Annotated in this window: 18 protein-coding genes; 7 read left to right on the top strand and 11 right to left on the bottom strand. The window is 66.6% G+C overall.

Going from position 1 to position 18371, the window contains the following annotated elements:
* Positions 1-135 precede the first annotated feature (135 nt).
* The 7 genes from FRZ44_RS00800 (at position 136) to FRZ44_RS00770 (ending at position 8215) form a co-directional block, all read left to right on the top strand.
* Entirely contained in the window at positions 136-1155 is a 1020-nt protein-coding gene (locus FRZ44_RS00800) for an NAD(P)/FAD-dependent oxidoreductase (RefSeq protein WP_191908336.1), read from the top strand.
* Positions 1156-1197: 42 nt separating this feature from the next.
* Entirely contained in the window at positions 1198-2112 is a 915-nt protein-coding gene (locus FRZ44_RS00795) for a LysR family transcriptional regulator (RefSeq protein WP_151175384.1), read from the top strand.
* Between the two features lie 112 nt (positions 2113-2224).
* Positions 2225-2710, top strand: coding sequence for a formate dehydrogenase subunit gamma (locus FRZ44_RS00790; protein ID WP_151175383.1), 486 nt, complete (start codon positions 2225-2227; stop codon positions 2708-2710).
* Positions 2707-4257, top strand: a complete 1551-nt coding sequence (locus tag FRZ44_RS00785; RefSeq protein ID WP_456077622.1) for a formate dehydrogenase beta subunit — start codon at positions 2707-2709, stop codon at positions 4255-4257. Before FRZ44_RS00790 ends, FRZ44_RS00785 begins: the two co-directional genes overlap by 4 nt.
* 22 nt (positions 4258-4279) lie before the next feature.
* Positions 4280-7120, top strand: a complete 2841-nt coding sequence (fdhF, locus tag FRZ44_RS00780) for a formate dehydrogenase subunit alpha (RefSeq protein ID WP_151175382.1) — start codon at positions 4280-4282, stop codon at positions 7118-7120.
* A 4-nt stretch (positions 7121-7124) separates the two neighbouring features.
* Complete coding sequence (gene fdhD, locus FRZ44_RS00775; RefSeq protein ID WP_225308485.1) at positions 7125-8006, top strand: formate dehydrogenase accessory sulfurtransferase FdhD; 882 nt, start codon at positions 7125-7127, stop codon at positions 8004-8006.
* A complete protein-coding gene (locus FRZ44_RS00770; RefSeq protein ID WP_151175381.1) occupies positions 8003-8215 on the top strand; it encodes a formate dehydrogenase subunit delta in 213 nt (70 codons plus the stop codon). Before fdhD ends, FRZ44_RS00770 begins: the two co-directional genes overlap by 4 nt.
* Positions 8216-8238: 23 nt before the next feature.
* On the opposite strand, the gene FRZ44_RS00765 is transcribed toward FRZ44_RS00770, so the two are convergent.
* From FRZ44_RS00765 to FRZ44_RS00715, 11 genes are all read right to left on the bottom strand, one after another.
* Positions 8239-8550: a HigA family addiction module antitoxin gene (locus tag FRZ44_RS00765; protein ID WP_151175380.1), complete on the bottom strand. Its 312-nt coding sequence runs from the start codon at positions 8548-8550 to the stop codon at positions 8239-8241.
* Positions 8550-8759 carry a type II toxin-antitoxin system RelE/ParE family toxin gene (locus FRZ44_RS00760; protein ID WP_407658041.1) on the bottom strand — a complete coding sequence of 70 codons (210 nt, stop codon included), beginning with the start codon at positions 8757-8759 and terminating at the stop codon, positions 8550-8552. The genes FRZ44_RS00765 and FRZ44_RS00760 overlap by 1 nt, the downstream gene beginning before the upstream one ends.
* Positions 8760-8918: 159 nt before the next feature.
* Complete coding sequence (locus tag FRZ44_RS00755) at positions 8919-11057, bottom strand: sensor histidine kinase (protein WP_151175378.1); 2139 nt, start codon at positions 11055-11057, stop codon at positions 8919-8921.
* A gap of 239 nt (positions 11058-11296) precedes the next feature.
* Positions 11297-12592 (bottom strand): adenosylhomocysteinase, encoded by a 1296-nt coding sequence (gene ahcY, locus FRZ44_RS00750; protein WP_151175377.1) that lies wholly within the window; start codon positions 12590-12592, stop codon positions 11297-11299.
* Between the two features lie 178 nt (positions 12593-12770).
* Complete coding sequence (locus tag FRZ44_RS00745) at positions 12771-13784, bottom strand: methyltransferase (protein ID WP_151175376.1); 1014 nt, start codon at positions 13782-13784, stop codon at positions 12771-12773.
* A 78-nt stretch (positions 13785-13862) separates the two neighbouring features.
* Entirely contained in the window at positions 13863-14420 is a 558-nt protein-coding gene (locus FRZ44_RS00740) for a chloramphenicol phosphotransferase CPT family protein (protein WP_151175375.1), read from the bottom strand.
* A gap of 5 nt (positions 14421-14425) precedes the next feature.
* Positions 14426-16225: a phosphoenolpyruvate--protein phosphotransferase gene (gene ptsP, locus FRZ44_RS00735; protein ID WP_151175374.1), complete on the bottom strand. Its 1800-nt coding sequence runs from the start codon at positions 16223-16225 to the stop codon at positions 14426-14428.
* Complete coding sequence (locus FRZ44_RS00730; RefSeq protein ID WP_151175373.1) at positions 16215-16511, bottom strand: HPr family phosphocarrier protein; 297 nt, start codon at positions 16509-16511, stop codon at positions 16215-16217. Before FRZ44_RS00730 ends, ptsP begins: the two co-directional genes overlap by 11 nt.
* Complete coding sequence (locus FRZ44_RS00725; RefSeq protein WP_151175372.1) at positions 16508-16915, bottom strand: PTS sugar transporter subunit IIA; 408 nt, start codon at positions 16913-16915, stop codon at positions 16508-16510. Before FRZ44_RS00725 ends, FRZ44_RS00730 begins: the two co-directional genes overlap by 4 nt.
* A gap of 37 nt (positions 16916-16952) precedes the next feature.
* The gene (gene rapZ, locus FRZ44_RS00720; protein WP_151175371.1) at positions 16953-17891 is read right to left on the bottom strand and encodes an RNase adapter RapZ; all 939 of its coding nucleotides are present in this window, start codon (positions 17889-17891) and stop codon (positions 16953-16955) included.
* The gene (locus FRZ44_RS00715; protein WP_151175370.1) at positions 17888-18364 is read right to left on the bottom strand and encodes an HPr kinase/phosphorylase; all 477 of its coding nucleotides are present in this window, start codon (positions 18362-18364) and stop codon (positions 17888-17890) included. The genes rapZ and FRZ44_RS00715 overlap by 4 nt, the downstream gene beginning before the upstream one ends.
* Positions 18365-18371: the final 7 nt, after the last annotated feature.

The following is an 18371-nucleotide window of genomic DNA, read 5'->3' as shown; positions in this document are numbered from 1 at the left end:
CAAATCCTGAGCGAATCCCGCGTTTTCGGGTCGCTCCCGGCATGCTTGCCATGGGCGAATTCGGCCTTCATGTTCCCGGGCGAGCGCCTCCCGGCCCTCGGCCCGCCACCTGTTTCACTGCCGGAGTATCTGTCCATGACCGCCAGCGCCACGCATCAGACCGACGTCGCCATCATTGGCGCCGGCCCTGTGGGGCTCTTCGCCGTGTTCGAATGCGGGATGCTGAAGATGAAGGCGCATGTGCTGGACGCGCTCGACATGGCGGGCGGCCAATGCAGCGCGCTCTATCCGGAAAAGCCGATCTACGACATTCCGGGCCACCCGCGGATCGACGCGGCCGAGCTGGTGCGCCAGCTCGAGGCCCAGGCGGCACCCTTCAAGCCGGTCTATCACTTCGGCCATGCGGTGACGCGGGTCGAACCCCATGGCGATCGCTTCCTGGTGTCGAATGCGGGCGGCGTCACGGTCGATGCGCGCGCGGTCATCGTCGCGGCCGGCGTGGGCGCCTTCGGGCCCAACCGCCCCCCGCTCGACGGCATCGAGGCCTATGAGGGCAAAAGCGTCCATTATCTGGTGAAACGGCGCGAAGATTATCGCGGCAAGCGCATCGTCATCGCCGGTGGCGGCGATTCGGCGCTGGACTGGGTGCTCTCGCTGGCGGACCTCGCGGCGCATGTCTATGTGATCCATCGCCGGCCGAAATTCCGCGCGGCCCCCGAAAGTGTCGCGCGCATGGAAGCCCTGGTGAAGACCGGCAAGGTCGAGATGGTGGTGCCCTATCAGCTCTCGGGGCTCGAAGGCAGCGACGGCCAGATCAGCGCCGTTGTCGTCGCCACGCTCGACGGCCAGAAGCGCAGCCTGCCGGCAGATGTGCTGCTGCCCTTCTTCGGTCTCTCGATGAATCTGGGGCCGATCGCGCAATGGGGCCTCAATCTCGACCACAACCATATCCTGGTCGATCCCTCGACCTGCGCCACCAGCCGGCCGGGCATCTTCGCGATCGGCGACATCGCGCATTATCCGGGCAAGCTGAAACTGATCCTCTCGGGCTTCGCCGAGGCGGCCGCCGCGGCCCATGCGATCTATCCGCTGGTGCATGTGGGCGAAGTGCTGCATTTCGAATATTCGACGACATCGGGCGTGCCGGGCGCTTAGCGCGCCCAGGCATCGGGGCGAAGAAACGGGATCGCAACGGCCATGCTTCTTCGCCAGCTCGAATATCTCGTGACGCTTGCCCGCGAGCGACATTTCGGCCGCGCGGCGGCCGTCTGCCATGTGACCCAGCCCACCTTGTCCGCGGCGATCCGCGAGCTCGAATCCGAGCTGGGCGTTCTCATCGTCGAGCGCGGCCAGCGCTTCCGCGGCCTCACGCCCGAAGGCGAGCGGATCGTCGAATGGGCGCACCGCATCCTCGCCGATCGCGACGCCCTGCATCAGGAAGTGGCGCTGCTGAAGGAGGGGCTGAGCGGTCATCTCAGCATCGGCGTGATTCCGACGGCGCTGGCAGCGCTGGGCCTGCTGACGACACCCTTCCGCAACACTTATCCGCGCGTGCAGATCAAGGTCCTGTCGATGAGCTCGATCGAGATCCAGCGCGGGCTCGACAATTTCGACATCGATGCCGCCCTCACCTATCTCGACAACGAGCCGCTCTTGCGCGTGCGCAGCGTCGCTCTCTATCACGAACGCTATTACCTGGTGACAGGCGATCCCAAGCTCTTCGAAGGTTATCGGAATGTGAGCTGGGCCGAAGCCGCGAAGGCCCCCTTGTGTCTCCTGACGCCGGACATGCAGAACCGCCGCATCGTCGATCATGCCTTTCAGGAGGCCGGCGCCATGCCGATCCCGGTGGTCGAATCGGACTCGATTCTGGGGCTTTACACCCATGTGCGCAGCGGCCTCGCCGCCGTGTTGAGCCAGGCCTCCTTGCATCTCCTGGGGCAGCCTCATTGGCTGCGTGCCCTGCCGCTGACCGACCCCAAGCCCGAACGCGTCATCGGGCTGGTCTATCCGGAGCGCGAGCCGCAGCAGCCGACCGCCCGGGCCTTGGTCGAAATAGCACAAACTCTTGATATTGAAGCAACTTTGTCTCCGCTCGCAGCCAATCACTGATTAGTTTTGATAGATAAGATCTATCAATCGATAGTATTTTCCACTTTGAAATAGACTCGATCTATCAAATACGGTCTCTCCGCCATACCGACAAAAGGCGAGGGAGAGCGTCATGGGCGTCATGCCCTGGTCGGCAGCAAGAGCGGCCGAGCTGATCGAGCAACATCGGCCCCAGGCCGGCGCCTGCCTGCCGATCCTGCATGCCTTGCAAGAGGAGTTCGGCCATGTCCCGGCCGAAGCCGTGCCGCTGGTGGCGCAGGCGCTGAACCTGTCGCGCGCCGAAGTTCATGGCGTCGTTTCCTTCTATCACGACTTCCGCAAGACCGCGCCCGGCCGGCATGTGCTGAAGCTCTGTCGCGCCGAGGCCTGCCAGGCCATGGGCGCGGACGCCCTGGCGGCCCAGGTCAAGGCCCGCTTCGGCGTCGATTTCCATGACACCAGCGCCGACGGCAAGCTGACGCTCGAGCCGGTCTTCTGCCTCGGCAATTGCGCCTGCGGGCCCGCGGCGATGCTCGACGAACGGATCCTGGGCCGGGTCGATCTGACGAAGGTCGAATTCCATCTGGCGCGCCATCTCGCCGACGAGCGTCAATCGTGACCCGCCTCTTCGTTCCGATCGATTCGACGGCGCTTTCGCTCGATGCCGAGGAAGTGGCCGAGGCTCTCGCGCTCGCCCTGAAGCGCCAGGGCGCCAAGGCCGAGATCGTCCGCAACGGGTCGCGCGGCCTCTTCTGGCTGGAGCCGCTGATCGAGGTGGAAACGCCGGCCGGCCGCGTCGGCTATGGGCCGGTGACGCCGGACGATGTCCCGGGCCTTCTCGCCGCCGGACTGCTCGAGGGCGGCGAGCACAAGCTGCGCCTCGGGCTGGTCGAGGAGATCCCCTGGCTCAAGCGCCAGCAGCGCCTGACGTTCGCGCGTTGCGGCATCATCGATCCCCTGTCGCTCGAGGATTACGAGGCCCATGGCGGATATCGCGGCCTCGCCAAGGCTCTGACCTTGGAGCCCGCCGCCATCGTCGACACCGTCACCGCGTCCGGCCTGCGCGGACGCGGCGGCGCGGGCTTCCCGACCGGCATCAAATGGAAGACCGTGCTCGGTGCCCAGGCCGATCAGAAATACATCGTCTGCAACGCCGACGAGGGCGACAGCGGCACCTTCGCCGACCGCATGCTGCTCGAAGGCGATCCCTATGGGCTCATCGAAGGCATGACGATTGCGGGCCTCGCCGTCGGCGCCACGCGAGGCTTCGTCTATATCCGCTCCGAATATCCCCATGCCTTCCGCACCTTCAAGCGCGCGGTCGCGAACGCCCGCGACGAAGGCCGGCTGGGCACGAAAATTCTCGGCAGCGATTTCAGCTTCGATATCGAAGTTCGCCTGGGTGCGGGCGCCTATATCTGCGGCGAGGAGACCTCGCTGCTGGAAAGCCTCGAGGGCAAGCGCGGCGTGATCCGTTTCAAGCCGCCGCTGCCGGCCCTCCAGGGCCTCTTCGGCAAGCCCACGGTCGTCAACAACCTGGTCACGCTTTCGACCGTGCCCTTCATCCTGGCCGAGGGTGCGGAGGCCTATCGCGATTTCGGCATGGGCCGCTCGCGCGGCACCTTGCCGGTGCAGCTCGCCGGCAATGTGAAGCGCGGCGGGCTGGTCGAGCTCGCCTTTGGCGTCACGCTCGATACGCTGATCAATGATTTCGGCGGCGGCACCGCGTCGGGCCGGCCCTTGCGCGCGGTCCAGATCGGCGGCCCGCTCGGCGCCTATTTCCCGGCGAGCCTGCTCGATCTGCCGATGGATTACGAGGCGCTGGCAGCCAAGCGCGGCATGCTGGGCCATGGCGGCATGGTGCTGTTCGACGACGGTGTCGATCTCGCCCGCCAGGCGCGCTTCGCCATGGAATTCTGCGCCGTCGAATCCTGCGGCAAATGCACACCCTGCCGCATCGGCTCGACCCGCGGCGTCGAGATCATGGATCGCATTATCGCGGGCCGCGACGTCGAGGCGCAGACCGCGCTGCTGCGGGACCTCTGCGAGGTCATGACCGACGGCTCGCTCTGCGCGCTGGGCGGCCTGACGCCGCTGCCGGTCCTGAGCGCGCTCGAGCATTTCCCCGAAGACTTCAAGCGGCCGGTTGCGGCCGCGGCCGAATAGCCGAGAAGAGGAAGACCTCCCCATGGCTCTGCACCCCGAGATCGATTACGGCACCCCCGCCCGGGTCGGCACGCCGGTCACGCTCGAGATCGACGGCCAGGCGATCACGGTGCCGGCCGGCACCTCGGTGATGCATGCCGCGGTCGAGGCCGGGCTCCCGATCCCCAAGCTCTGCGCCACCGACAATCTCGAGCCCTTCGGTTCCTGCCGCCTCTGCCTGGTCGAGATCGAAGGCCGCCGCGGCACGCCCGCCTCCTGCACCACGCCGGTCGAGCCCGGCATGAAGGTCAAGACCCAGACCCCGCGGCTGGAGAAGCTGCGCAAGGGCGTGATGGAGCTCTATATCTCCGACCATCCGCTCGACTGCCTGACCTGCGCCGCGAACGGCGATTGCGAGCTGCAGGACATGGCGGGTGCGGTGGGCCTGCGCGAGGTGCGCTACGGCTATGAAGGCGCCAATCACTTCGACGCCAAGAAGGACGAGTCCAACCCCTATTTCACCTTCGATCCCGCCAAATGCATCGCCTGCTCGCGCTGCGTGCGGGCCTGCGAGGAGGTCCAGGGCACCTTCGCGCTGACGATCGGCGCGCGCGGCTTCGAATCGCATGTCTCGCCCGGCCAGGACGAGGGCTTCCTCGGTTCCGAATGCGTCTCCTGCGGCGCCTGCGTCCAGGCCTGCCCCACCGCGACGCTCATCGAAAAGTCGGTGATCGAGCTGGGCCAGCCGCGCCGCGAGGTGATCACGACCTGCGCCTATTGCGGCGTCGGCTGCTCCTTCAAGGCCGAGCTCAACGGCAACACCGTCGTGCGCATGACGCCCTGGAAGGACGGCAAGGCCAATCACGGCCATTCCTGCGTCAAGGGCCGCTTCGCCTGGGGCTATGCTGCGCACAAGGAACGCATCCTGAAGCCGATGATCCGTTCCAGCATCGACCAGCCCTGGCGCGAGGTCTCCTGGGACGAGGCGATCAATTACGCGGCCTCCGAGTTCAAGCGCATCCAGGGAAAATACGGCCGCAACTCGGTCGGCGGCATCACCTCCTCGCGCTGCACCAACGAAGAGACCTTCCTGGTGCAGAAGCTGATCCGCGCCGCCTTCGGCAACAACAATGTCGACACCTGCGCGCGCGTCTGCCATTCGCCGACCGGCTATGGCCTCAAGACCACGCTGGGCACCTCGGCCGGCACGCAGGATTTCGATTCGGTCGACGAGACCGATGTGGCGCTGGTGATCGGCGCCAACCCGACCGACGCCCATCCGGTCTTCGCCTCGCGCATGAAGCGCCGTCTGCGTCAGGGTGCCAAGCTCATCGTCGTCGATCCGCGCCGCATCGATCTGGTGCGCTCGCCCCATATCGAGGCCCAGTTCCATCTGGCGCTCAAGCCCGGCACCAATGTGGCAGTCGTCAATGCGCTCGCCCATGTGATCGCGACGGAGGGCCTGATGGACGAGGACTACGTCAAGGAGCGCTGCGATCTCGAGAGCTTCCGCGAGTGGCTCGCCTTCATCCGTCAGCCGCTGAATTCGCCGGAAGCGAGCGAGGCCTATACCGGCGTGCCGGCGGCCGAGTTGCGCGGCGCGGCGCGTCTCTATGCGACCGGCGGCCGTGGTGCGATCTATTACGGCCTTGGCGTCACCGAGCACAGCCAGGGCTCGACCACGGTCATGGCCATGGCCAACCTCGCCATGCTCACCGGCAATATCGGCCGGAACGGCGTCGGCGTAAATCCGCTGCGCGGTCAGAACAATGTGCAGGGGGCCTGCGACATGGGCTCCTTCCCGCATGAGCTCTCGGGCTATCGCCATGTCTCCGACGCGCCGACCCGCGCCCTCTTCGAAAGCGCCTGGGGTGTCGCGATCGATCCGGAGCCGGGCCTGCGCATTCCCAACATGCTCGATGCCGCCGTCGATGGCAGCTTCAAGGGCCTCTACGTGCAGGGCGAAGACATCTTGCAGTCCGATCCCAACACCCACCATGTGGGCGCCGGCCTCGCCGCCATGGAATGCGTGGTCGTCCAGGATCTGTTCCTGAGCGAGACCGCGAATTATGCCCATGTGTTCCTGCCGGGCTCCTCCTTCCTCGAGAAGGACGGCACCTTCACCAATGCCGAGCGCCGCATCAGCCTCGTGCGCAAGGCGATCCCGCCGATGGCGGGCAAGGCCGACTGGGAGACCACGATGGCCCTCTCGGCGGCGCTGGGCTACCCGATGACCTACAAGCACCCCTCCGAGATCATGGACGAGATTGCCCGGCTGACGCCGACTTTTGCGGGCGTTTCGTTCAAGCGGATCGAGGAATTGGGCAGTATCCAATGGCCCTGCAACGACCAGGCGCCGGAGGGCACCCCGATCATGCATGAGAAGGGCTTCGTGCGCGGCAAGGGCCTGTTCGTCCTGACCGAGTTCGTGCCGACCGAGGAGCGCACCGGTCCGCGCTTCCCGCTGATCCTGACCACTGGTCGAATCCTCAGCCAGTACAATGTCGGCGCCCAGACACGGCGCACCGCCAACTCGGTGTGGCATGAGGAGGACCGGCTGGAGATCCATCCGGTCGATGCCGAGGATCGCGGCATCAATGACGGCGACTGGGTGCAGCTGAAGAGCCGCGCCGGCGAGACCACCTTGCGGGCGCGCGTCTCCGAACGGATGCAGCCGGGCGTGGTCTATACGACCTTCCACCACCCCGACACCGGCGCGAATGTCGTGACCACGGAATTCTCGGACTGGGCGACCGACTGCCCGGAATACAAGGTGACCGCCGTCCAGGTCCGCCCGACCAACCGCCGCTCGGATTGGCAGGAGGAGAATAACGAATTCACCCGACGCGCACGTCGCATCGCGGCAGCGCCGGCGGCCGAGTAGCGACATGGGCAAGATGCTGACGCACGACGGCGCCACGCGCGCGGCTCCGATGCCGGCATCGGATGCCCTGAAGATCCCGGCGGCTTCGGCCCGGCTGGGCGCCGAGCGCTGGCGCGGCGAGAGCCACGAGGCCATCGAGCAGGCGATCGCGGCCGAAACACCGCTCGCCGTCACCTATAACGGCAAATCCTATGTCGTGATGATGGGAAGCCCGGCCGATCTCGAGGATTTCGCGCTGGGCTTCAGCCTCGCCGAAGCCATCGTGAAGCGCGCCAGCGAGGTCGGGGCCATCCGGGTGACCGATCATGGCCGCGGCCTCCAGATCGATGTGACCATTCCCGAACGCCGCGCCCGCATGCTGGGCCTGCGGTCGCGCAATCTGGCGGGCCGCGCCGGCTGCGGGCTCTGCGGCATCGCCGAGCTCGGTCAGGCGCTGCGGCCCTTGCCGCAGCTCGGTCCCGGGCCGGTGGTTTCGAGCCGCGTCATCGCCGCGGCCGTCGAAAGCCTGCCTGCGCTGCAACCGCTCAATCGCGAAGTCCGCGCCGTCCATGCCGCGGTCTGGTTCACCGTCGACGGAGAGCCGGTGCTCGCGCGCGAAGATGTCGGCCGCCATAACGCCCTCGACAAGCTGATCGGCGCCCGCGCCCGTATGTTCCCCGAGGGCGATTACGCGCCGGGCTTCGCCGTCATCACCAGCCGCATGAGCGTCGAGATGGTGCAGAAGGCCGCGACCGCCGGCATCGCGCTCCTGGTGGCGGTCTCCCTCCCCACCACGCTCGCGATCGAGACCGCCCGGGCCTGCGGCCTCACGCTGGTGGCCGGCGCGCGCGACGAGGGCTTCCAGGCCTATACCCACCCCGAGCGAATCGCCGAGACCAGACCATGAATCCCGACCGCCTCGTCTATATGGCGAACCAGATCGCCAAGGGTTTCCGCCTCAAGACCGAAGACCGCGCGGTCGCCGACACGCTCGACCATATCCAGAAATTCTGGGAGCCGCGCATGCGCCGCGAGATCCTGGCCGTGCTCGCCTCCGGGGGCGACGGCCTGGAGCCCATCGCCCGCAAGGCCGTCGAGCAGATCAAGGTGAGCTAGAGGACCTCGCGGCCCCAGCCGCTCTAGGCCGCCGTCAGGGTTGGAATCTTCCTCAGCTCGGCCGCCAGTTTCTTTGTCACGGCGGCCAAGTCATAGGCGCTCTGCAGATCGAGCCAGAGCTCCGGGCCGTTGCCGAACAGCTTCCCGAAACGCACCGCCATCGCCGGCGTGACCGGCTTGCGCTCGTCGAGGATGTCATAGAGATGCTGGCGCGAGACGCCGAGTAGCCGCGCGATTTCGGCCTTTGGCCGATCGACAGCCGGCAGGATCTCCTCGCGGAGCAACTCGCCCGGATGCATCGGATGAAGGCCTCGCAGCAGGGATTTGGTGCTCATCAGTGATAATCCTCCAGGTACAGATCGATGGCATCTTCGCCATCCCAGCCAAAAGTGAGCCGCCAGTTGCCGCTCGCGTCCACTGCATAGCGCCCTTTTTCCCGGCCCCTGAGCGGATGGACGCGCAAGCCCGGCAGATCGAGCGCCTCGGGTCTTCGCGCACTATCCAAAGCCAAAAGAATTCGCCTGATTCTTTCAGGGTTCTGCACGCTTAATTTCGAGCTGTTGCCGGTCTCGGCAAATCGGCGAAGAGCTTTGCTGCGAAACGACCGGATCACAGAGGCAATATGTAAACTTATTGCTTACATATGTCAAGTTCCAGCTTGCGAACTTGAACTCTTTGAGGGTCCTGGGCTCTGGCCCAGGACTCACCCCGCCGCGCGGCGTTCCGGCGTGTCGATGGGGGCGTCGCTGGGGGTGGCTGGCAGGCGGCAGGCGACGCGGGTGCCGACGCCGGGCTTGGAGACGAGCTCGACCTGGCCGCCATGGAGCTCGATCAGGCTCTTCACCAAAGCGAGGCCCAGCCCGCTGCCGCTCTGGCGCCGGCCGCCGACGCGGGCGAACTTCTGGAAGGCCTGGCCCTGATCCTGCTCGGCGATGCCGACGCCGTTGTCGACCACCTCGATCTCGAGCTGGCCCTCGGTGCGCCTGGCGGCCATCCGCACCGCGCCGCCCAGGGGCGTGAACTTCATCGCATTGCTGATGAGATTGTAGATCGCCTGCTTGAGGCGCCGCTCGTCGCCGGTGACGCGGCCGATATCGGGCGGACAGTCGAGCTCCAAGGCCACGCCGCGCGAGCGCGCACGCTCCGCGCTCAGCGTCACGAGATCCTTCAGCATCGCCGCCACATCGACCGGCGCCAGCTCGAGCTGGAGATAGCCCGCTTCGATGGTGGCGATGTCGAGGATGTCGTTGATCAGCAGCAGCAGTTGCTGCGAGGCATCGATGATGCCGTGGCTGTACTCCGCCTGGCGCTCGGTCAGCGGCCCGAAATATTGCTGATCGAGAATCTCGGCGAAACCGATGATCGCGTTCAAGGGCGTGCGCAGCTCGTAGGAGACGTTGGCGATGAATTCCGACTTGAGCCGGTCGGCGGTCTCGAGCGCCGCGTTGCGTTCGGCGAGCGCGCGCTGCACCCGCACGCTGTCGCTCACATCCATATAGATCATCAGGCAGGCGCCGTCGGGCAGCGGCACCGCCGCGAAATCGATGGTCGAGCCGTCGGCGCGCTCCATCCGGCCGGTGCGCGCGGTGCGGTCCTGGAGCCGGTCGATCATGCGCTGCTTGAGGCGCGGCCAGGCCACCGTCTCGAAGAAACTGCGGATGAGATCGACCAGCTGCGTCGCATGCGGCTCGTCGACGAGGTCGCCCTCATGGAAGCCCCACATCCGCACGAAGGCCGGATTGAAAAGCTTGAGCCGCCCGTCGGCGCCGAACACCGCGACACCTTCGAACAGATTGTCCAGCGTCTCCCGCTGGACATCGATCAGCGTGTTGTAGGAGCGCTCCAGCGCCAGCGTGTCGGTCACGTCCTCGAAGGTCATGACGATGCCGCCGAAGGGATGGGGGGCGGCCACGCGCCGGATGGTGCGGTTGTCGGGCAGATGCAGCAGCGCCTCCAGCGGGTTGATGGCGCTCATCAGGCTGCGGCGGAGCTCGCGCTTATAGGCCGGGAAATCGGGCTGCTCCGGCAGGCGGCGCTTTTCGCGCAGCTGCTCCAGGAGCTGTTCCAGGGTCGGCTCGCTGCGCAGGAACTCGGCCTCGAGGCCCCAGAGCCGGGTATAGGCGCTGTTGAAGAACTTCACCCGGGCATCGGGCCCCAGGATGATGATCCCGGTGCTGAGCTGCTCCAGGACCTCGCCATGGGCCTGGATATGGCGCGCCAGCTCGAACTGGGTCGATTCGACGCTGGTCATGTCGCGGGCATAGCCGATGAGGCGGCCGTCGGGCAGCGGCTGCTCGTTGAAGTCGAACAGCAGCCGCTCGCCGCCGACCACGGTCGGCCGGCTTTCCGACTGGCCCAGCCCCAGATCGCGCGCGCGCTCGGCCAGCGCCCGGCCGCCGGCCAGCTCGGTCTGTTCCAGGAGCACCTTGGGCCGGTCGGCCTCGACCGCGCGGGCATAGGCGAGATTGACGAAATCGAGCGAGAGATCCCCGCGCCGGCGCCAGATCGGGACGGGGATGTTGTCGAGGATCTGCTGCAGCCCGTCGCGCTGGCCGGCGATCGAGGCGATCTGGCCGGCGGCCTCGGCGCGGGCGTTTTCCAGCGTGGTGCGTTCGATGGCGGCTTCGCGCTCGCGCGCCACGGCCCGGGTCCGCTCGCGGCGAACCAGCAGGCCCGCCGCCACCAGCCCCACCAGCAGGCCCAGGAGGAGGGCCGTCAGGAGCCAGCCCGAGCCCCAACCGGCCATTTCACCGGCCTCGGCCGCCAGCGCCCAGCGCGGCGCGCCCAGCCCCACGGCTGCGATCGCCAGCCCGGAAGAGGCAGCCCTCACCAGACCCAACATGTTGTGTCGAGACCCCACGCGAATCACTTTATCGCGGATTTGTCACGGAGGCCATGAGCGTGGCCGGCAAAGGGAAATGCCATTTGCTTTCCCTCCACCGTCTTCGGGGGAGGGTAGGGAGGGGGATGACTGGATAAGCGATACGGGCCCGAATGCTGGTCGGTCCCAACCTCATTGACCGAGCAGCCCCCTCCCTCACCCTCCCCCGGAACGGGGGAGGGAACGGGACGAGCTAAGCCTCAGTACCGGTAATGTTCGGGTTTGTAGGGGCCCTTCTGGGCGACACCGATATAGTCGGCCTGCTTGGTGGAGAGCTTGGTCAGCTTCACGCCGATCTTCTCCAGATGCAGGGCCGCGACCTTCTCGTCCAGATGCTTGGGCAGCACATAGACCTTGCGCTCATACTGGCCGTGATTGCTCCAGAGCTCGATCTGGGCCAGCACTTGGTTGGTGAAGGAGGCGCTCATCACGAAGCTCGGATGGCCGGTGGCGCAGCCGAGATTGACCAGCCGGCCTTCGGCCAGGACGATCAGCCGCTTGCCGTCGGGGAACACCACCTCGTCCACCTGCGGCTTCACATTGTCCCACTTGTAGTTCCTGAGCGCGCCGATCTGGATCTCGCTGTCGAAGTGGCCGATGTTGCAGACGATCGCCCGGTCCTTCATCTGGCGCATATGGTCGAGCGTGATGACGTCGATATTGCCGGTCGCCGTCACGAAGATGTCGGCATGCGCCGCCGCGTCATCCATGGTCGTGACCTGGTAGCCTTCCATCGCCGCCTGCAGCGCGCAGATCGGATCGACCTCGGTCACCATGACGCGGGCCCCCTGGCTGCGCAACGAGGCGGCCGAGCCCTTGCCGACATCGCCATAGCCGCAGACCACGGCGACCTTGCCGGCCATCATCACGTCGGTGGCGCGCTTGATGCCGTCCACCAGGCTCTCGCGGCAGCCATAGAGATTGTCGAACTTCGACTTGGTGACGCTGTCGTTGACGTTGATCGCCGGCACCGCGAGCGTGCCCTTCTTGGCCATCTCGTAGAGGCGATGCACGCCGGTCGTGGTCTCCTCGGAGATGCCCTTCACGTCCTTGAGCATCGCCGGATATTTCTCATGCATGATCTGGGTCAGGTCGCCGCCGTCATCCAGGATCATGTTGGGGGTCCAGCCGTCGGGCCCCTTGATGGTCTGCTCGATGCACCACCAGAACTCTTCCTCGTTCATGCCCTTCCAGGCGAAGACCGGGATGCCGGCGGCGGCAATCGCGGCCGCGGCCTGATCCTGGGTCGAGAAGATGTTGCAGGAGGACCAGCGGATCGTGGCGCCGAGCGCGATCAGGGTTTCGATCAGCACCGCGGTCTGGATCGTCATATGGAGGCAGCCGGCGATGCGGGCCCCTTTGAGCGGCTTCTTCTCGCCGAACTCGCGCCGCAGCGCCATGAGACCCGGCATTTCGGTCTCGGCGATGGCGATCTCCTTGCGGCCCCAATCGGCCTTGGAGATGTCGGCGACCTTGAAGTCCTGACGCGCGCTCATCGGACAAATTCTCCTGATTCTCGTAGGGTCTAAGAGGGAAATGGCGCGCCCCTATAGCAGGGGGCGCGGGGCGCGAGCAAGGGCTGCCGGCAGGGCACCGGTAACCCCTTGGCAAGATGTCGCAAATGCAGCATTCGATGGGCCCTGCGAGGCGCCGAAGCCCCCGCCGGTGCGCCGTCTATCGGGTCGCGATCGCCATCGAATAGGGCCCTTCCAGCCTCTCGATCCGGACATCGGCGAACCCAGCCTCGCGCATCCAGCCGGCGCAATCGGCCCCGGTATAGTCGAAGCCAGAGGCCGTCTCGATCAACATGTTCAGGCTCATCAGGAGACCGGTCGCGTTCGTCCGGCGCTCATCGTCGATCATCATGTCATAGACGATCAGGGCCCCGCCCTTGGGCAATGCCGCATGGGCCTTGGCGAGAAGCTGGCGCTTCACGGTCAGATCCCAGTCATGGAGGATATGCCCCATCATCAGGACATCGGCCGCGGGAAGCGGATCCGAGAAGAAATCGCCGGGATGGAAGCGGAGCCGATTCTCGAGCCCCATGGCGCGGATATGGCTCTCGAACACCGGCCGTACCGGCGGCAGATCGAAGCCGCCGCCCGTCAGGTGCGGATGAGCCTGGGCGAGCGTGACCGGCACCGCGCCTTCCGCGGTGCCGATATCGATCACCGATTTGTAACGCCGCCAGTCGACCCGCTGCGCCAACTGGCGCGCGATCGGACGGCTGACGCCGGTCATGCCCTTGAGGAAGAGCGCGAGCCGCTCGGGGTCGGCGTAAAGCTGAGCGAAGAGATCGCCGCCCTGCTTCGATTCGTTCTGCGGCTGACCGGTCTTGAGCGCCTCGGTGAGGGAACCCCAGAAGCCATAGAGCCGCGCGTTGCTCATTTCGAGGATGCCGCCGATATAGTCGGGCTTGCCGCGCACCAGATAGCGCTCGGTCTCGGGTGTATTGGCGTAGCGGCCATCCTTGCGCTCCAGCATGCCGAGCGCCACCAGCGCATCGAAAAAATCCCGCGCGCCGCGCGGATGGAGCGCCATCCTCCGGCAGAGCGCCGGTGCGTCGAGCGTTTCCTCCGCCAGGACGGTGAAGAGGCCGATCTCGACGGCGCTCAAGAGCGCCTTCGATGACCAGAACCCCAATGCCAGCTGCATGATCGAGTAGGGCGACGGCAATTCCGCACTCATGACAAGCTCCTGATACGGGCGGGGCCGAACCACGTCATCCGGGCCCTGCGACGATTGCTGACAAAATCTGCAGTCGCTCTAGAGAGCGAATCTGCGCTGGATCAGCCGGGCGCATTCCATCGCCGTGGCGCGGCCGGTATCGACCTCGAAATCGTAGCTCATGCCCCGATGCAGTCGGTCGAACTGCCGGCGCGAGGTGCCGATCAGGCGGTCGCCGCGCTCCCGCTCGCGGGCTTCGATGACGTCGAGGGGCGCGAAGACGCCGACCCTGACGACATCGAGTCCCCGGAGCAGCGACGCATACTCCGCCCAGTCGCTCGCCGTCATGACCTCGTCGACGATCAGATTGTTGCCCTGTGCCGCCAACGCGGCGATGGCATGACGCATGCCGCGCATCACCCGCTCGCCGACCGGACCCGTCCTGATCTCGACCGAGGGATGTCCGTCTTCCTCCAGGGTCTCGTAGAGGAAGGTGTCGGGATGGTCCTGCATCGGCAGCGGCAGCATTTCGAGGAAGCTGTCCATGGCGACCAGCAGGAAGGTCTCGGCTGTCAGGGTCTGGAGCGCCCTGGCGATCGAGCTCTTGCCGACGCTGCCCACGCCATTGAGAAAGACGATGCGGGCTGGCTTGCTCAAGGCCGCTACGCCAGCGTGTTGAAATCGTCCAGCAGGGCAGCGATCCGGCCCGGATCGGACTGGTCCATGATCGTGCTGGCGCAGCGCGTCGCCGCCACCAGGTCGAGGTCGCGGATGCGCTGCTTGACGCGCGGCAGCGCCGTCGAGGCCATCGACAGCTCGCGGATACCCAGCCCCAGCAGCAGCGGCGTGTAGCGCGGGTCGCCCGCGATCTCGCCGCAGACGCTGACCGGAATGCGCGCGCGCAAGGCGGCCTCGGTCGCGAACTGGATCAGGCGCAGCACCGCCGGATGCAGCGGATTATAGAGATGCGCCACCTGCTCCTCGCCGCGGTCGATGGCGAGCGTGTACATGGTGAGGTCGTTGGTGCCGATGGCGAAGAAATCGACGATCTGCGCGAAGGCATCGGCCGACAGGGCGGCGCCGGGGACCTCGATCATGACGCCGATGGGCGGCAAGGGATCGGCGATCTTGATGCGGCGGCGGTGGAGCCGGCGGACGACCTTGTCCAGCACCTCGCGCACCTGGCGGATCTCGATCAGGGTCGAGATCATCGGCAGCAAGATGCGCAAGGGCCCGTGGGCGCCGGCGCGGATCATGGCCGCGAGCTGGGTTTCCAGCAGCGAGCGCTCGCGCAAGGAGAGCCGGATCGCCCGCAGCCCCAACGCCGGATTGATGCCGCCGCCCAGATGCGCCGCCAGCGAATAGGCGAGCTTGTCGGCGCCGACATCGAGCGTGCGCGCCGTGATCGGGCGGCCGTCCAGGCCCTGGATCAGCTCGACCAGAGTCTTGTACTGCTCCTCCTCGTCGGGCAGATCGTCGCGGTTCATATAGAGGAACTCTGTGCGCAGCAGGCCCACGCCCTCAGCGCCGGCATCCATCGCCATCTCGAGCTCGCGCGGCAGCTCGAGATTGGCCTGCAGCCCGATATTGATTCCATCGCGCGTGATCGCCGGCAGCTTCTTCAGCCGCGACAGCAGCTTTTCCTCTTTCTCGTCCTCGGCATGGCGCACCTTCAAGAGCGCCAGGGTCTTCGGACTGGGATTGAGATAGACGCGGCCCGCGTCGCCGTCGATCGCGATGATGTCGCCGCTGCGGACATTGCCGATCAGGCCGGCCACGCCGAGCACCGCCGGCAGGCCCAGCGAGCGCGCCATGATCGAGGTATGGCTCTCGGCGCCGCCCAGCACCGCCGCCAGGCCGCCCACCATGTCGGGATTCATCAGCGCCGTATCGGCCGGCGTCAGTTCCTCGCCGACGATGATGCTGCCGGGCGAGAGATGGGAGAAGGCCTCATAGGGCGTCTGCGTCAGGTTGCGGATCAGCCGGTCGCCGACCTCGCGGATGTCCTGGGCGCGTGCCGCCAGATAGGCATCGTCGAGGGCCGCGAAATCGAGCGCCACCTTCGAGATCTCGGCCTGCACGGCCGCCTCGGCATTGAGCCCGTCCTCGATCAGCTTCTCGACCCCGCGCACGACGCGCGAGCCGGTCAGCATCTGCAGATGCGCGTCGAGCAGGAAGCCGATTTCCTCGGCCGCCGTGCCGGGCAGGTTGGTCGATTTGGCCTTGAGCTTGACCAGCTGCTTCTGCGCCTTGTTGACGGCGGCGGAGAAGCGCGCGCGCTCGGCCTCGATCTGATCCGGCTCGATGCGGTATTCGGGCACATGCACCGAGCCGCCCTCGACCACATGGGCGGGGCCCACGGCGATGCCGGGCGAGACGCCCAGCCCCTCGAACACCAGCTCGGATTTGCCGGGGGTTGCGCGCTTGCGGGGCTTGGGCGGGCGTTCGCGTTCAGTCTTCATCGAATTTGCGTCCGATCAGGGATTCGAGCGCTCCCAAGGCGGCAATCGCGTCGGGGCCCGAGGCGCGGATCTCGATCACCGAGCCCGGGCCCGCGGCCAGCATCATCAATCCCATGATGGAGCGTCCCGAGACTTCCATATCGCCTTTGACGACGACGATATCGGCTTGAAAGCCGCTCAGCGCCTGCACGAACTTCGCCGCAGCGCGCGCATGAAGCCCGCGCTGGTTGCGGATCTCCGCAAGGGCCGACAAGGGGGCGGCACCGGAAGCCAAGCCGGAATTCATTGACCCGCACCCGCGAGCAGCTGCGAGGCGACGTTGATGTATTTGCGGCCGGCCTCCTGCGCCGCGGCCACCGCGGCCGGCAGTTTCTGCGTGCCGCGGATCGAGGCGAGCTTGATCAGCATCGGCAGATTGACGCCGGCGATCACCTCGACATTGGCGCGATCGAGCACCGAGATCGCGAGATTGGACGGCGTGCCCCCGAACATGTCGGTCAGGAGCACCACGCCTTCGCCGTCATCGACCTTGGCCACCTGGTCGAGAATCTCCTGGCGCCGGCGTTCCATATCGTCATCCGGGCCGATGCAGATGGCCGCGATGTTCTTCTGCTTGCCGACGACATGCTCGAGCGCCGAGACGAACTCCTCGGCCAATCGACCATGCGTCACCAACACCATGCCGATCATGCTGCTTTTCCCCACCCCATGCTCGATCCCATCGCCGTCATCGATCCGCTCCGGCCCCCCGGTCGAGATCGCGGTGGCGCAAGCTGACATGACGCCCCTGCTCGCGCAACCACTGGGCCAAGCGTTCGGCGGTAAAGACCGAGCGGTGACGGCCGCCGGTACATCCGACGGCCAAGGTCAGATAACTCTTGCCCTCCCGCTCGAATCGCGGCAGCAGCGGCAGGAGCAGATTGCCAAGCGCCGCGAAGAAGGGAGTCCAGGCGGGGTCGGCCTCGATGAAGCGCGCCACCGGCTCGTCCTTGCCGCTGAGCGGGCGCAGCTCGTCGCGATAATGCGGGTTGCTCAGGAAGCGCGCATCGAACACCAGGTCGGCTTCGCGCGGCAGGCCATGGCGGTAGGAGAACGACATCACGGTGATCGCGGCCGCCGAGGCCGCGCGGATGCGGAAATGACCCTGCAGCAGATGTTTCAGGTCGCCGATGGCGAGATCGGTGCTGTCGACCACGAGATCCGCGTGTTCGCGCAAGGGATCGAGCAGCTCGCGCTCCTGGCGGATGCCGTCGGCGACGGGGCGGTCGAGCGCCAGCGGATGGCGCCGCCGCGTCTCGGTAAAGCGCCGGCGCAAGACCTCGTCGCTGCAGTCAAGAAACAGAAGCTTCACCTCGAGGGCCGAATCGCCGGTCAGCAGCCGGAGCCGCTCGATCAGGGCTTCCGCCGAAAAGTCGCGCGTGCGGCTGTCCACGCCGACCGCCAGCGGACGCGCCAGCTTGCCGCCGGCAAGCCCGTCCATCAGGGTCAGGGGCAGATTGTCGACGGCTTCGTAACCGAGATCCTCGAGGATCTTGAGCGCGGTGGTATGGCCGGCGCCGGACAATCCGGTCACCAGCACCACCGGCAGGCGCTCCGGGCGGGATGCGATCGACGCATACCCGCCCACGGTAGACGCTGGCGCCTCGGGCGCTGCCTGTTGGGTCATGGGGGTGGGATTATAGACCCGGGGCCGAGCTTTACCGCAAGCCGCAGCTTGGCGGCGGCCGAGGCGGTAAAGGGGTCGAGGGCGATCAAAGGCAGGGCAACCCCCAGATAATGACAGTTTTGCGCCGCGGGCAGCCGTTCCGGCGCCGGGCCCGGCACCAGATCGACCGCCAGGATCAGGGGGGCCTCGGCCAGGCCGGGGAGGCTGGCGATACCGATTCCGCGGATTTCGATCTTGTGGCGCAGCGCCTCGGGAATGTCCGGCGGCGTCAGCGCCCAGAGAGCGGTCCCTCGCCGCTCGATCCGGACCCGATCGTCGCCGATCAGCCGCGCCCCTCCGTCCACCAGCCGCAAGGCCAGATCCGACTTGCCACTGCCCGAGGGACCCCGCAGCAGCAGGGCCCTGCCCTCGATCGCGACCGCGGTGGCGTGGACGTCGATCGCATCGGCCGAAGCTCCCGCGCCGCGCGTCATGACCGCC

It is taken from the genome of Hypericibacter terrae (assembly GCF_008728855.1).
In the GTDB taxonomy this organism is placed as follows: domain Bacteria; phylum Pseudomonadota; class Alphaproteobacteria; order Dongiales; family Dongiaceae; genus Hypericibacter; species Hypericibacter terrae.
This window is presented reverse-complemented; position numbering and strand designations above follow the sequence as displayed.